Source organism: Runella aurantiaca (assembly GCF_003339505.1).
GTDB lineage: Bacteria > Bacteroidota > Bacteroidia > Cytophagales > Spirosomataceae > Runella > Runella aurantiaca.
This window is the reverse complement of record NZ_QPIW01000003.1, coordinates 29073-44505: the sequence shown is the minus strand read 5'-3', so window position 1 is coordinate 44505 and position 15433 is coordinate 29073. Positions and strand designations below refer to the sequence as shown.

15 protein-coding genes are annotated in these 15433 nt (G+C 45.6%); 11 read left to right on the top strand and 4 right to left on the bottom strand.

The features are described 5' to 3' along the window. The first annotated feature begins 21 nt into the window (after positions 1-21). The 3 genes from DVG78_RS05630 (at position 22) to DVG78_RS05620 (ending at position 3213) form a co-directional block, all read left to right on the top strand. Complete coding sequence (locus tag DVG78_RS05630) at positions 22-1365, top strand: ABC transporter permease (protein WP_114460094.1); 1344 nt, start codon at positions 22-24, stop codon at positions 1363-1365. A gap of 45 nt (positions 1366-1410) precedes the next feature. Then, entirely contained in the window at positions 1411-2574 is a 1164-nt protein-coding gene (lepB, locus tag DVG78_RS05625) for a signal peptidase I (protein ID WP_114460093.1), read from the top strand. 63 nt (positions 2575-2637) lie between these two features. Beyond that, entirely contained in the window at positions 2638-3213 is a 576-nt protein-coding gene (locus tag DVG78_RS05620) for a Uma2 family endonuclease (RefSeq protein ID WP_114460092.1), read from the top strand. 11 nt (positions 3214-3224) lie between these two features. On the opposite strand, the gene DVG78_RS05615 is transcribed toward DVG78_RS05620, so the two are convergent. Continuing rightward, positions 3225-3779: an acyltransferase gene (locus DVG78_RS05615; RefSeq protein WP_114460091.1), complete on the bottom strand. Its 555-nt coding sequence runs from the start codon at positions 3777-3779 to the stop codon at positions 3225-3227. 65 nt (positions 3780-3844) lie between these two features. Between DVG78_RS05615 and lhgD the strand changes: the two genes are divergently transcribed. Beyond that, entirely contained in the window at positions 3845-5041 is a 1197-nt protein-coding gene (lhgD, locus tag DVG78_RS05610) for an L-2-hydroxyglutarate dehydrogenase (RefSeq protein ID WP_114460357.1), read from the top strand. Positions 5042-5102: 61 nt separating this feature from the next. Here lhgD and DVG78_RS05605 read toward each other — a convergent pair whose 3' ends face one another. After that, positions 5103-5954 (bottom strand): FKBP-type peptidyl-prolyl cis-trans isomerase, encoded by an 852-nt coding sequence (locus DVG78_RS05605; protein ID WP_147277001.1) that lies wholly within the window; start codon positions 5952-5954, stop codon positions 5103-5105. A gap of 57 nt (positions 5955-6011) precedes the next feature. Next, on the bottom strand, positions 6012-7352 hold the full coding sequence (locus DVG78_RS05600; protein ID WP_310589115.1) for a M16 family metallopeptidase: 1341 nt from the start codon (positions 7350-7352) through the stop codon (positions 6012-6014). A 108-nt stretch (positions 7353-7460) separates the two neighbouring features. Here DVG78_RS05600 and DVG78_RS05595 point away from each other — a divergent pair, with 108 nt between their 5' ends. The 6 genes from DVG78_RS05595 (at position 7461) to DVG78_RS05570 (ending at position 12983) form a co-directional block, all read left to right on the top strand. Further along, on the top strand, positions 7461-8312 hold the full coding sequence (locus DVG78_RS05595) for a hypothetical protein (RefSeq protein ID WP_229598140.1): 852 nt from the start codon (positions 7461-7463) through the stop codon (positions 8310-8312). A gap of 90 nt (positions 8313-8402) precedes the next feature. Next, positions 8403-8984 (top strand): glutathione peroxidase, encoded by a 582-nt coding sequence (locus DVG78_RS05590; protein WP_114460088.1) that lies wholly within the window; start codon positions 8403-8405, stop codon positions 8982-8984. A 166-nt stretch (positions 8985-9150) separates the two neighbouring features. Further along, a complete protein-coding gene (locus DVG78_RS05585) occupies positions 9151-10101 on the top strand; it encodes an N-acetylornithine carbamoyltransferase (protein ID WP_114460087.1) in 951 nt (316 codons plus the stop codon). 248 nt (positions 10102-10349) lie between these two features. Then, positions 10350-10868, top strand: a complete 519-nt coding sequence (locus tag DVG78_RS05580) for an RNA polymerase sigma factor (protein ID WP_114068771.1) — start codon at positions 10350-10352, stop codon at positions 10866-10868. A 69-nt stretch (positions 10869-10937) separates the two neighbouring features. After that, positions 10938-11846, top strand: a complete 909-nt coding sequence (locus DVG78_RS05575) for a HEAT repeat domain-containing protein (RefSeq protein ID WP_114460086.1) — start codon at positions 10938-10940, stop codon at positions 11844-11846. Positions 11847-11918: 72 nt separating this feature from the next. Continuing rightward, positions 11919-12983 (top strand): hypothetical protein, encoded by a 1065-nt coding sequence (locus tag DVG78_RS05570; protein WP_147277000.1) that lies wholly within the window; start codon positions 11919-11921, stop codon positions 12981-12983. 78 nt (positions 12984-13061) lie between these two features. Here DVG78_RS05570 and DVG78_RS05565 read toward each other — a convergent pair whose 3' ends face one another. Then, complete coding sequence (locus DVG78_RS05565; protein WP_114460084.1) at positions 13062-14528, bottom strand: Gfo/Idh/MocA family protein; 1467 nt, start codon at positions 14526-14528, stop codon at positions 13062-13064. Between the two features lie 107 nt (positions 14529-14635). Here DVG78_RS05565 and DVG78_RS05560 point away from each other — a divergent pair, with 107 nt between their 5' ends. Further along, positions 14636-15433, top strand: a complete 798-nt coding sequence (locus DVG78_RS05560; protein ID WP_229598139.1) for a M15 family metallopeptidase — start codon at positions 14636-14638, stop codon at positions 15431-15433.

Below are 15433 nucleotides of genomic sequence, written 5' to 3'. Positions count from 1 at the left end.
TTATAACTCCTCCTCGAAGCTATGAGAAATATATTCCTTGTCCTCAAACGCGAATATTTGGTACGTGTACGCAAAAAGTCATTCATCGTAATGACCCTTTTGACACCGCTGCTGATTGCTGCTTTTTACGGCATCATCATCTGGGCCGCCGTGGGTTCGTTCAACAATGAACGCAAAACCATTCAGGTCATTGACGAAAGCGGCTTGTTTAAAAATAAGTTTAAAAGCGACGCCAACACAACGTTTGAATTTATCAGCGGGCCGATTGCTACAGCCCAAAAACAACTAAAAGACAAAGAGCAGAACCTTCTGGTATTTATCCCCGCCGATATCATGGACCGACCGAAGGGCGTGCAAATCTATGCCGCCAAAAACATCGGCCCTATGCAACAGAACCGCATTGAAAAAATCGTTCAGCAGGAGCTTCGCAACATCAAACTTTCTAAAGCGGGCATTACCCAACAGGTTATCGAAGAAGCCAACATGAACGTTGACGCCCAGACTTTTAGCCTCAATGATGAAGGAAAAACGCAGTCAAGTAGCACTATTGCTGCGTACGTGGCGGGCTACGCGGCGGCTTTTTTGCTTTACATTTTTATTCTTATTTACGGAGCAGGAGTGATGCAAGGGGTGATGGAAGAAAAATCTAACCGTATCATTGAAGTCATTATTTCTTCCGTCAAGCCTTTTCATTTGATGATGGGCAAGATTCTAGGCGTAGCCGCCGTGGGCCTGACACAGTTTTTACTTTGGGGTATTCTTACATTTGGGGTAACAACCGCAACCCAAACGCTGTTTGGATTCAATCGATTTACAGCAACCCAAGAGGTGCTCAATAAACAGGCTGAGCAAGCCGACCCCGAACTAAAGAAAGAGATGGAGAAGTCGCAAAGCAATACGCTCAATACCGTAAATACGTTTATGGAATCAGCACAGTCATTGCCGCTGGCGCAAATATTCATTTGCTTCATTTTTTACTTTTTGGGAGGGTACTTGTTGTACAGTTCTCTCTACGCCGCTATCGGCGCCTCGGTCGAAAACCAACAGGAAGCTGGACAGTTTACTTTTCCTATCATGCTTCCTATCATTGCCTCCATCTTTTTTGCTCAGTTGTCCATCAATCAACCCGACGGCTCCCTAGCATTTTGGACGTCAATGATTCCTTTCACCTCACCCGTGGTAATGATGGCTCGGATTCCGTTTGGCGTACCCGCGTGGGAAATTGCCCTTTCGATGGTTTTGCTGGTCGTGGGGTTTGTGGGAACCACTTGGCTCGCGGCGCGTATTTATCGGATTGGCATTTTGATGTACGGTAAAAAGGTAAATTACAAGGAGTTATCAAAATGGATTTTTTATAAAGGATAAACGCGTCTGCCCTCAGATTGTAATAAAACCAAAAACGGTGCCACCATGATAGAAGTAAAAGCCGCCGAAAGCAAATCACAAAAGCCCAAAAAATCAGCCTTTAGAGAGTGGGTTGACTCCATTGTTTTTGCCGTTGTGGCGGCCACGTTCATTCGGTGGTTGCTCTTTACTCCCTACGTTATTCCGTCGTCGTCGATGGAGAAAACGATTCTGATTGGTGATTTTATTTTTGTGAGCAACCTCCATTACGGCGCACGAACACCCGCAACACCTTTACAGATTCCGCTGACGCATCAAACCATTTGGGGTACAAAAATCCCCTCTTTTTCGACCTTAATTCAGCTTCCTGTGTTCCGTTTGCCAGGCTTTACCGACGTAAAACGCAACGACGTAGTGGTCTTCAACTATCCAGGCGACCCCGATGAGCCTTTTGAAGACGTGGCTCGCGGCGACGGTGGCTATAAACACTTTCCTGTTGACTTACGCAACAACTTCATCAAGCGATGCGTGGCCGTCAGCGGCGATGTAGTTGAAATAAAAAAGGCCGTGGTGTACATCAACGGCCAACCCGCCGCCGTGCCGCCGACGGCAGTATTTTATTACCGTTTGGAATCTGGCGATTTGTTGGACGACCGTTTTTTTGAAAATGAAGACATTCAGGATTACGGAAATTATCCCCCCGACTCTGCCAAGCCCAATACATTTGTTTATCAGATTCGAACAACGCCCCAAATTGTTGACAACCTGAAAAAACACTCGTTCGTTCGCAGTATTACGCACATCAGTCAGTATGCTTCCAACACCGCCGAGGCGGGTATTTTTCCAAAGGCCATTCCTCAAAATCAGGAGTTTTGGGGGCCGATTCAAGTGCCTAAGAAAGGATGGACGATTCAGTTGGACTCCGCCAACGTAGCAAAATATGCCAACGCCATTAAATTTTTTGACCACAATGACCCCGCCAAAGTAGTGGTAAAGGATGGTAAAATTAGCATTGACGGCAAGATACTAACGAGTTATACTTTCCAACAGGATTATTATTTTATGATGGGCGACAACCGCTACGAATCGGCTGATTCGCGCTTTTGGGGCTTTGTTCCCGCCGACCATGTGGTAGGAAAAGCGCTCTTTACGTGGATGTCCATCGACCCGAATCCTAAGTCCATTTTGAATAAAATTCGCTGGAATCGGTTGTTCAGAGGGATTGAATAAAATCAACAAAGCATGGTTTTATTCCCCGCGATTTTTCTTTAATTTTGAAGAAAGCGAACTACTATGGCGGCAGAAACCCTTGTAACGGTCGAAGAATATTTTGAGTTGTTGCAAAAATCGGACGTAAAACTGGAATACACGGGCGGTGAAATCATTGACATGGCAGGCGCACAACCTGCGCATAATATCATCAGTGTCAATATCTCAGCTGAATTATTAAACTGCCTTCGTTCCAAAGGTTGTCGGATACTTAGTAGCGACCAGTTAATCAGGGTCGAAAGCTGTGAAAAATACACCTTCCCCGACTTAGTCATTGTGTGTGAGCAGCCCATTTATGAAAAATCACCCAACGGTTTAGCCGCGCTGTTGAATCCTGAAATTATCGTAGAGGTACTTTCTGACTCTACCGAATCCTACGACCGAACCGAAAAATTTGATTGTTACAAAACGATTCCTTCGTTTAGAGAATATGTGCTCCTTTCCTCAAAAAAGAAGCGAATAGAAGTACATAAAAAACTCAACGAAGCCGAATGGCTAAGCCGCGTATATACCGACAAAGACGAAACAATCAAAATTGACGAATGTGAAATATTCCTCGCCAATATCTACTACGCCGTTGAATTCGAGCCCATATCATAGCCCGCCTCCTTTTATTTAAACCAAGGTTGCCAATCCAACCGATATTTTAACTCACTCTTTCTTTGGCCCACGACTTTGGCGGGGCTGCCCGCCACAATGGTCATCGGAGGTACATCTTTGGTCACGATACTACCCGCCGCCACTACGGCCCCACGCCCAATACGAACGCCTGGCATAATGGTAGCGCGGGAGGCAATCCACACATAATCCTCGATGAAAACATCCTTTCCCACCACGCCGTGAAAGTCATCATGCGGGTCGTGGGAAAGCGTCCAGATGTTTACTTCTTGGGCAATGTCGACGTTGTTTCCAACAATAAGTTTGCCACCACGCCCGTCCAAAAGGCAGTATTTGTTGATGAAACAATAATCACCGATTTCGATATTTTTCCCGTCTCGAAACTCCGCTTTCATCATCACAAATCCGCCTTTACCCAACCGCTTAACGGTTTGTTTGACGAAAAATCGTCGTATGGCATAAACCGGAATGTACATAATCCATTCCCTGAATACGTAGTCTTTGAAGGCAAAAAAAGCAGTATAGAGCTCGATTAAGGTTTTCTTCATGTGTCAAAATTAAGGAGTTTACCCTAACTTTGCACCATATAAAACGCAAAACGACCTTGAACAAAATATACGACATCACCGTCATAGGGGGAGGAATTGTGGGTCTTGCCACCGCCTTAAAAATAAAGGAACAAAGTCCGCACTTAAAGGTACTGGTCATTGAAAAAGAACACGAAGTGGCCGTTCACCAAACAGGACACAATAGCGGGGTGATTCACTCAGGCCTCTATTATAAACCCGGCAGCCTAAAAGCCACCAACTGCATCAAAGGCTACAGAATGCTGGTGGATTTTGCCGAGAAAGAAGGTATTCCTTATGACCTTTGTGGCAAAATCGTGGTCGCGACTCGCCCCGAACAAGTATCTATTTTGGACGGGCTATACGAGCGCGGCGCCCAAAACGGCCTGACGGGTTTTAAAATGCTGGACGCAGCGGGTTTGCGCGAATATGAGCCGCACGTAAAAGGAATCAAAGGTTTTTTTGTGCCGCAAACGGGCATTATCAACTATAAAGTAGTCTGTGAGAAATACGCCGAAAACTTCCAGAAATTAGGCGGGCAAATCAACTTTGGCCAGCGCGTGATTGAGATTCGCCAAAGCGACCACCTCTCGATGGTGATTACAGCCCAAAATTTTTACGAAACCAAATTGGTCATCAACTGCGCCGGATTGTATTCTGATAAGGTGGCCCAATTTACGCAACAAACCCCGATTGATTTACGCATTATTCCGTTTAGAGGTGAATATTTCGAAATCAAACCCGAAAAACAATACTTGGTTAAAAACCTGATTTACCCCGTTCCAGACCCAAATTTCCCCTTTTTGGGGGTGCATTTTACGCGCATGATTGGCGGGGGCGTAGAGGCGGGCCCCAATGCCGTGTTGGCTTTCCGACGCGAAGGATACAAAAAACTGGACATCCACGCCCGCGAATTGTGGAAAACCCTGACTTGGCCCGGATTCCAGAAAGTAGCCGCCAAATATTGGCAAACAGGACTGGGAGAAATGTATCGTTCGTTTTCAAAAGCGGCGTTCACCAAAGCCCTGCAAGAACTTATCCCCGAGATTCAGGAATCCGACCTCATTCCAGGTGGCGCGGGTGTCCGCGCTCAGGCCTGCGACCGCAACGGTGGCTTGTTGGATGACTTTAGCATTATTGAGCGCCCCAATGCCATCAATGTATGCAACGCCCCGTCGCCAGCGGCTACCTCCTCGCTTTCTATCGGTCTAACGGTAGCTGAGTTGGCCCTGAAAAGGTTTTAAAAACGTAGAGCCGCAATAAATTGCGGCTCTACACATACCATTAAAAATCATGGTTACGGTCTTACTTTAACACTTCTATTTCAAACAATAACGGTGAGTAAGGCATGATAACATTGCCAGAACCCTGCACGCCGTAGCCGAGTGAAGAAGGGAAAATTAAAGTCGCTTTTTCGTTATAACGCAACTTACTGATTCCTTCCTCAAAACCCTTTATCACGCTGCCCCCGCCAAGGCGTACCTGAATTTCGCCCGAATCAAATTGTTTGTCATTCAATAACTTACCCGTATATTTTACCCGAACTACATCGCCCGGAGCTACTTTGGCATCAGTGGTGGTGGTGGTCTGAATAAAACGTAACCCCGTAGAAGTCACTTCCGTCACGGTCAGTTTTTTCTCCGTTATGTAGTCGTCAATTTGCTGATTTTCATTACGTACTTTCACCAGTTCCACGTCGGCGCCAAGCGCTGAATAAGCAGGTAGAATATCATCTGACTGCGCCCCAAAAGCCAAAAAGTGATTCATAAGCAACAAAGCCCGGTCGCCAGTGCGCATGATGGAGAGGGCTTCGTCCATACCCGGAATGAGCGAATTGACGCCGTAAATGTACGTAAAAGGCTTATCCTTGAGGCGCTCGGTGCTATCAATTTTGGCACCAACTCCATTCAACTTAAACAAGGTATAATGAATCGAAATCTGATCACCGATGTTGGGTTTCAGTCCCGTAGGATTAGTAGCCGTAAACTTGTAATAAAGCCCCGTAGCACTTTTTTCCATCGTAAGATTATTGGCGCTGATATAGCTTTGAATCTCTTTTTCGTTCAATTCATAATTCTTTTCAGCCTCATTTTCCAGAACTTTCTGGCAAGACACCATACTCAATGCGGCCAAAACCGCCACTACTAATTGCTTCATTCGTTTGAAGTGCTTTTGCACGATTTATTAGTTATTCAGTTTAATTTTTGAGAAAAACTACCCAACAATAACGCGTTGCAACTCTTCCCATTTCCAGTATTGCTGCGCCATTGATTGGATATCCTCTGCCGTTACGACGCGCAAACGTTGGATATAGTTGGAATAAAAATCCACATCCAAACCTTCCAACACCATAAGCCGGACACGGTCTGCGATTTCAAAAGGGGTATTTAACGAGCCTGCAAACTCCCCAGCCAAGTAATTTTTAACCACTTCAAGCTCTTCGGCAGGAACAAACTCATTCTGCATGATACCAATCTCTCTTTGAATTTCATCCAAAGTGGCCTGCGCAAATTCTTTCTTTACGTCGGTTCCGACGACCCAGTATCCCTCCTGACGCATCGGCACAACGCTCGCCGAAATCCCGTATGTAAAGCCCTTTTCTTCCCGGATATTTTTCATTAACCGCGAACCAAAATAGCCTCCAAACACCTCATTAGCTACCACCATCCGATAAAAATCTGGATGCTGACGCTTAAAAAGTCTACGTCCTACCCGCACAGATGACTGAACTGCGTCCTCTTTGTCCAACCAATACGACTCCGTTTGGGAAACAATCTCGGGCGTTATAGTCGGCAGAAGTGGCTCGGAAACAGAATGTTGTCCTAAAAACCTATTCACAAGCGCAATTTCTGCCTCACCGACCTGCCCTGATAAGAATACGCGAAACGGCCGGGCTTTGATGCGTTGATGATAAAAATTTTCCAAATCAGACGTCAGTAGCGCCGTGATTCGTTCTTCTTTTTGCACTCTTCCGTACGGGTGCGCCGAACCAAAAAGCCGCTCCTTGAAAGTATTGGTCGCTACATAAGCGCTTTTTTCAAGATTAACCCGCAGATTTTGGAGCGTGATATTGCGTATATCATTAAACTCTTTTTCGGGAAATGTGGCCTCGTGCAGCATCTCCGACACCATTTCTAAGATCGTTTCTAAGTGCTTGGTCAAACCGTACACCATTACATTGGCGCGGTCGGGGGTATGGCTCAACTCCAAAAACGCACCTATTTGGTCAAAATGTCCGCTTATTTGGGCCGAAGTATGATTTTGGGTTCCTTCAGAAAGCATCTTTACCGTAAAAAACGATGCTCCTTCTACTTGTTCATGCCAGGTTCCTGCTTCAAACAACACCTCCAAACGAACCACGGGTTGTTCGCCGACATTGATGACGTAAAGCGGTTGGCCATTGTCCAGCACCACCGATTGGGGAGTAGGAAACTGTACCGTTTCAATGGTACGAAAATCAGGTGCCAATGTTCTATCTAATTGCATACTGCTTGGGTGTTCAGATTTTGAGAGTGCAATATTACGGACTGTTTTTGTTTCGATGAACGTTTTCATTAAAATCGCACTGTATAATACAAACCCGCTCGCCCTCCACTATTCACTTTACTTCCGATGATCAACTTTATTCTTGCTGTTGTTTTTACAGTTTCTCTGTACTTGATTATGCGGTCATTTACAAAATACCGCGTCAATCCTCTCCACGCGGTCATTTTCAATTATTACACCTGCGTAGCAATGGGGCTCGCGTTGATGCCCGACCGCAGTCATTATTTCAGTGCTGATTGGACCTCCACCCCTACTTTACTAACACTGGCACTCGGTACAATGTTCGTCATCGTATTTGTCCTTATTGGTTTTACCACTACCAAAGTGGGGGTAACAGCCGCATCGTTGGCGGGAAATATGTCGCTCGTCATTCCTGTATTGTTTGGACTGTTTGTCTTCAAAAACAACAACAAAGACTTTACTTTTCTGAACTACATGGGCTTATTGGTGGCCCTGTTAGCATTGGCGTTTAGCACCATAAAAAAAGAAGGCAGCAATCATTCAACCAAAACGGGCTGGGTGTTGTTTTTGCCAGTGTTATTGTTTTTGGGAAGTGGCACCAACAACACGCTTATCAACTATGTCAGCGCCACCTTTTATCGTCCTGAGCAATCGGCCCTTTTCACCGCGCTGGCTTGCACGGGAGCGATTTTGGTAGGCACCGTTTTTTTGATTTTTAAGGTACTAACAGCCAAGGAAAAAGTAAGCCTACGGAGCATTGTCGGAGGATTAATTCTGGGCGTTCCCAACTTTCTGTCTTTCTATTTTCTTTTGGGAGCTTTGAGTGATTTTGGCAATAGCGCGGCCTTTGTTTTTCCTATTTACAATGTACTGAGTATGCTTATGTCGGCCTTTTTGGCGTGGATTTTATTTACAGAAACCCTCCAGCCACTCAACAAATTGGGCTTGGTTCTGGCAGTAGCGGCTATCTTTTTGATTTCGTACCAAGAGATATTGGGCGCATTTTGATTTCTGCAGAATATATCCTTCGATTATCTGAACAATCTTCCCTAACGGTTGGTTATAACGCTGTAATACTCACCCAAAACCATGTAACCGATGGCAACCATTAAATTACTTTTTGTTATGCTTTTATCAATCATTACGGGCCTTTTTGCCGATAAAAAAGAAATCAAATCCAACACCGAAAACATTAAACCGACTGCCTCTGTGTACGATTACAAAATGAAAGCCCTGATGGGCAACGAAGACATTTCACTGAGCAAATACAAAGGCAAAAAAATCGTGTTGCTCAACGTAGCCTCTGCCTGCGGATACACTCCTCAGTACGCAGACTGGCAAAAATTCCATGAGCAATACGGCGACAAAATCGTGGTTCTGGGTTTTCCTGCCAACAACTTCGGGTCGCAAGAATCTGGCTCTAACTCAGAAATTGCCACTTTTTGTCAAAAAAACTACGGAGTTACATTCCAAATGTTCTCTAAAATTGACGTAACTGGCGAAAACCAACATCCGTTGTACCGCTGGTTGTCGACCAAATCACTTAATGGCTGGAACGACAAAGCCCCGTCTTGGAACTTTTGCAAGTATGTGGTAGACGAAAATGGAAAACTGACCCACTTCTTTGCTTCTAAAATCAAACCAACCGACGACGAATTCAAAAAAGCCGTAGGGATTTAATATCAATGTCATATTTCCGCAAAAGAGGGGAATTGAAAGTTAATATAACTTTCAATTCCCCTCTTTTTGTAGGTATTGTTTTAAAATAGGTCGGTATTGAAACAATTTTGCAATTTTGTTTCAGCATACTACTGCCGCTTAGGCAATCCACCTTCATTTTTTAACGATGCAACATTTCATTTCCGTTCACGATGTCACCGACATTGATGCCCTTGTGCAAGAAGGCCTTCGGCACAAACAATCTCCTTTTGCGTTTGAACACTTAGGTAAACACAAAACCATCGGTTTGTTGTTTTTCAACCAAAGTCTACGGACGCGCCTAAGCACCCAGCGCGCCGCCCAAAATCTGGGCATGAACACCATGGCGCTCAATGTAGGGCAGGACAGCTGGGGATTGGAATTGGAAGAAGGCGTAGTCATGGACGGCAACAACGCCGAGCACGTAAAAGAAGCAGCAGCAGTGATGGGAAAATACTGCGATATTTTGGCCGTGCGGGCATTTGCGGGCTTACAAGACCGCGAAAAAGACTATGCCGAAACGGTCATGACGCAGTTTAAAAAATACGCGGGTGTGCCCATTGTCAACTTGGAATCGGCCACACGGCATCCCTTGCAATCGTTGGCCGATTGTATCACCATCGAAGAATACAAAACTACGGCCCGCCCTAAAGTTGTTTTGACATGGGCCCCGCATTTTAAAGCATTGCCGCAGGCCGTCGCCAATTCGTTTTGTGAATGGATGAACCGCCGCGATGTAGAATTCATAGTAACGCACCCCGAAGGCTATGAATTATCTCCCAACTACGTGGGCAACGCTAAAGTGATTTACAATCAGGACGAAGCCTTTGCTGGCGCTGATTTTATTTACGCCAAAAACTGGTCTTCGTACCAAAACTACGGCCAAGTGCTTACAAGAGACCCGTCGTGGATGATTACAAAACAGAAAATGGAATTGACCAATAACGGCAGGTTCATGCACTGCTTGCCCGTAAGACGCAACATGAAAGTAACCGACGAAGTCCTTGATAGTGAACAATCTATCGTAATAGAACAAGCCGGCAATCGTGTATGGTCAGCGCAAGCAGTATTGAAGCGAATTTTGGAGGAATTGGGTTAAAAGTTAGAAAATAAAGAAGTAAGCGAAAAATTTAGCGCTTAATCACTCACCTACCATTGATTACCCGCTGTCGTATTATTTTCGGGAGCGGGTATTTTTATTTATATTTCAGAAAAAAAATACGCTTATAAACCACTGTATACCAACACTTTTGCACTTCACATCCTTCAGTTTATTATTTTTCTGTTCCCACAGTGTAACCTTTCCCCTCTCGTTCAGTAATCTCTCAATGAAAACCCAAACAGCCCATGACCGACGAACAGGCCATGTATGCCGTAAGCCAAGGAGATTTAGACAAGGCGGCCATCTTGTACGAACGCTACAAAAAGTCGTTGCTGAACTTCTTCCTTTACCGACAAAGCGACCGTGAAAATGCCCGGGATTTGACCCAACAGGTATTTCTGCGCATGTTGCGCTATCGGCATACGTATCGTGAAGGCGCCTCGTTTCGTACGTGGGTGTTGGAGATTGCCCGAAATGTTTTTTTTGATTACCTCAAACAAAACCCGACGTACTCCGACCTTGCCGATGTTCCGGACATGGGTGAGTCGTATGACGAAACAGAAGAGCAGCACCAGTATTTGCATAACGCATTGGCCCAGTTGCCCGACCAATACCGCGAAGTACTGTTGCTGAGCCGGTTTCAGAATATGAGTTACGAAGAAATCGGTCAAACGCTGGGTCTGTCGGTCGCCAATGTGAAAGTACGGGTGTTCAGGGCCATGCAGAAATTACGGGATTTATATTTTAACGTAAGTAGTGAATAGCAAAGAAGAGAGAAATAAAATCGGCCATTTCTCAAAACTTCTTCAACGATTAGCAAACGTAAAAAGACGATGTTAAACGAACAAATCATAACGGACTACCTGATGGGGCATCTTTCTGAGGCAGAACGGGTTGTGTTTGAGCAGCGGCTTACTTCCGACCCCGTTTTGCGGAAAGAAGTGGAAGAGTTGAGGCGCGTTTGGCAGGACCTCCAAAACGCCGAAGCAGAAACCGACGACGAAATGGATGCCGTGTTCTATCGTTCGCTGCAAGGTGAAAAAATGCTTGAAACTACGATTGTGGCACTCAAGCCTCAGCCGTGGCTTACGTACCTGAAGTATGCCGCTGCGGTAGCGGGTGTGGCTATTACGTTTTGGCTCGGCCGTCAAAGTGCGCCTACTCAAATTGAATACCGTACCATTACCGCCACGTCACCCGTTCCGAAATCCATTGACCGCCCACAATCATTACCCGAAACCGTAGCAGAGACGGTCAATTTAACCGACCCACCGAAGAAAAAGCCAAAAGAAGAAACGATTTCCCAGCAAATTGCGACGCTGCGACGGGAGATGAAAATGACGCAGGAATTGGTGATTTTAAGTCTTTTGAAAGACCAATCGGCTTCTGAACGACTCAAGGGGCTTAATTATGCAGCGGCGCTCAACAACCCTAAACCGGCCGTTATTCAGGCCTTATTAAAAACCCTGCGAGAAGATGAAAGTTTGAACGTGCGCCTCTCCACCATCGAAACACTGGAACGATTTAAACAAACCGACGAAGTCAAAAAAGTATTGGTCAATCAACTTACCCAAACATCCGAGCCTACCGAGCAAACAACACTCATCGAAACACTGGTGCGAATGCGCGTAAAAGAAAGTTTGCCCATCTTTGAACAACTTCAAAAAGACGAAAAAGTGGACAGGTCCGTGCGGCTTTTGGCCGGAAGCGGTATCGGAGAACTGGCCATGATTACTGATTAATGTACGCATACCTATTGCCCCAAAAGGGCCCAAAATCACTCAATTCAAAACTAAATAACTTCTCATAAAGCCATGCATAAATTCATGCTTTTCGTGTGTACGTTGGCCATTGCCAGCAGCACTTTTGCCCAAGACACCAAAACCTTCAAGACCAAGTTTAGCGGGGCCAATAAACGGGTAATTATGGACATCGACGCCAAACAACTTGACATTGAAGGATATAAAGGCGACGAAATCATTATCGAAGCCCAAAATGTACCCGATGTACCCAAAGAAGCCGACGGCCTCCGCCCGTTGTCGGCGGGAGGCGTAGACAATACAAACCTTGGTTTGACGGCCAATGCCAACGGCGATGTGCTTAAAATCAACGTGGTGATGAAAGGAAAAGCCACCTATAAAATTAAAATTCCGCAAGAATTATCATTGGTGGTGAAAAAGCGCAACTCTTGCTCTTGCAACGAATTGGGGATGTCTATCTCAGGCATGGAAGGGAGCATTGAGGTCAACACCAATTACGAAAATATTACGCTTACTGACGTCACTGGCCCAATTGTAGCCAACTCCAGCCAGGGCAAAATCAAAGTGATTTACGACGAAAAAATGCCCGAAAAGCCTTCTTCTATTGTCAGTTACGGCGATAATATCGACGTGACTGTTTCGGACAAAGCAAAGGTATTGTTCAGCATCAGTTCTTCCGAGGGCAACATGTTTACCGACTTGGATTTAAAACCCTACACCCCTGACCCCAAATCCTTAGAAGAAGAAAAGAAAACAGCCGAGAATGTGCGTGAAATCGCAAAAAAAGCCCAAATGGACCGCGAAATGGCCGCTAACGCGTGGAAGTCAAACGGTGAACCCACAGTAGTCGTTGGTCAACCAATACAGGGAACGACTAGCGGAGCCACAACCATTCGTGGTAGTGCTTCGGCGCCCAATGTGGTCGGAATCAGAGCGTACGGGGGAGATAACAATGTCGTTATAGCTGGTCAAAACGCCACCTACTATTCATTCTCGGATGGACAATATAAATTCTGGGACAGCGACCGCAACGCCCCTAAGTACGTCCTCAATGACCCACAAACCAAAATTTCGATTCGCACTACCCACGGCAATGTATATCTGCGCAAAAAGAAATAAACATCCTAACTTTTGAGAGCAAATACAAAAAAAGAGCCGCAAAGTGTTTGCGGCTCTTCTGGTTTATCACCCAATCGTTTAGACTAATTTCCAGCCGTCGCGGTAAGGACGTGACACAAATTGGTTGGCGTCTTCGAAGTTAGTAATCTTCATATCTGTGCCGTTCCACAATAGTTTCTTGCGTCCGTAATAATCAAAGCCATTGCCTTGCGCCTTGCGGAGCATGTAGCTACGGATGGCCAAGTTACCCATCAACACCGTTTCGGTCAATGGCCCAGAGTAATCAAAAGATGACATCAAACCTTTGTGCTTATCGCTGCCAAAACCTGCTTTACAAGCTTCTGTCCAGTGGATTTGATGGCCATACTCAGGCATATTGACCGGCGCAGCATATTTGCTGTCTTTCGCCATCACGATTTTATCCCCGTTTTTCATATAAATCTTAGGGTTATTACCGTACATATCGCAAGCAATAATACCCTTCGTTCCTATCATTAATACCCCGTTTGCACCGTTACCATCGGTGCTGAGCGGCTCACTTGCCGGAATCCAATCGGGGTGGAAAGGCCGCAAACCGCCATCCATCCAAATCATTTTCATTTCGGTTTTGTTCTTGGCCGTAGCGGGGAACTTAATCTCAACCGACGACGACGGCGGACAACCTTCTGGAATATATTCCGGCTGCCAGTCTTTGATAAACACTGAGCCTATACTGCATTCCACTTCGGTAGGATAATTAAGCCCTAATACCCGGAAAGGAGTATCAATGGTGTGGCAACCGATGTCACCCAACGCTCCTGTTCCAAAATTCCACCAGCCGCGCCATTTGAACGGATGATAGCCAGGGTGATAATCTACCCATTGGGCCGGACCTACCCATTGTTCCCAAGCAATGCCTTCGGGCATATCGGGCTTGCCCGAAGGTGTAGGGATTCCCTGTGGCCATACAGGGCGGTTCGTCCAAATCTGTACCGTATGTACAGGGCCTACCAAACCTTTGTTGAACCACTCAACCATTTGAAGCTGAGCAGGGTTTGATGCTCCTTGGTTTCCCATTTGTGAAACAACCTTGTACTTACGGGCTGCCTCGGTCATCATCCGTGCTTCGTAAATATTATGCGTAAGGGGTTTTTGTACATAAACGTGTTTGCCCAATTGCATGGCCGCCATTGCAATGACCGCGTGGTTGTGGTCGGGAGTTGAAATAGTGACCGCGTCAATATTTTTCCCTTCTTTCTCAAACATCACCCGCCAATCTTTGTATTTTGCGGCGTTTGGAAAGCGCTCGATAGACTTGGCGGCTTGCTTGTAGTCTACGTCACAAAGAGCCGTTACGTTATTAACGCCGTTGTTAGACGCATTAAAAATATCACTCGTTCCTTTTCCTCCCGCACCGATGGCGGCCAAATTCAATTTGTCTGAAGGAGCCGTAAAGCCCTTCCCTAATACGTGGCGAGGAACAATAAAAAAACTACCCACGGCCATCGCACTTTTCTGGACAAAGTCCCGGCGCGATACCGTCATGTCTTTTGGTTTGGATTTCATCTCTTGTTAAAGGTTTGTTTTAAACTACGAACAGACGAATACAAAAGCAGGCTCAGCTGAGTAGCTACCGTTGTATGAAATGGTTTTTTAAAAAATATGAATAAACAATGCTTATTTTTGACTTTCCGAAAAAAACCACCACAAAAGAAATACGCCGTTATAACACCGTTGGGCTATTGTTTGGCGTTAAAGATTCGTTCAGTGTAGTGATAAAAAAGTGTATGATACCTAAAACGATTATCGCCGGGGTCCTTATGACCCTGGGAGTGACTGGTTATGGTCAAACGAAAATAAGCCCTTTTGAACGAAAATTCATTGACCGTGGCTTGGTAGATGTTCAGAAATTGGACCCTACCCTCAAAGTAGAATTGAAGTATTCTACCACCGACAATTTTATCAAAGAAGATGTTTACGGCGATTTAGAGCGGGCGTACCTGCAACCCATGGCTGCCGAAAAACTGGTAAAAGCCAATAAATTTCTGAAACAAGAAAAACCCAGCTATACGCTTTTGGTCTACGACGGTGCCCGCCCTCGGAGTGTGACCAAGATTTTTTGGGCGCGCATGAGCCACTTACCTTACAACCGTCGCGAAGATTTTGTGGCCGACCCCGCTCGCGGCTCAATCCATAATTTTGGCTGCGCCGTCGACCTGACCATTGCCGATGAAAAAGGCCAACCGCTGGACATGGGCACCATTTTCGACTTTTTTGGGGAACTTGCCGAGCCACGCCGCGAAGCCGCTATGCTAAAAGCGGGCAAACTTACCAAGCAACAGTTAGAAAATCGTAAATTGCTCCGACGCGTAATGATAAAAGCGGGCTACACGTCTATTCAGACCGAATGGTGGCACTACAATGCCATGTCGAGAGAGAAAGCAAAAGTTAAATATGGGTTTATTGAGTAA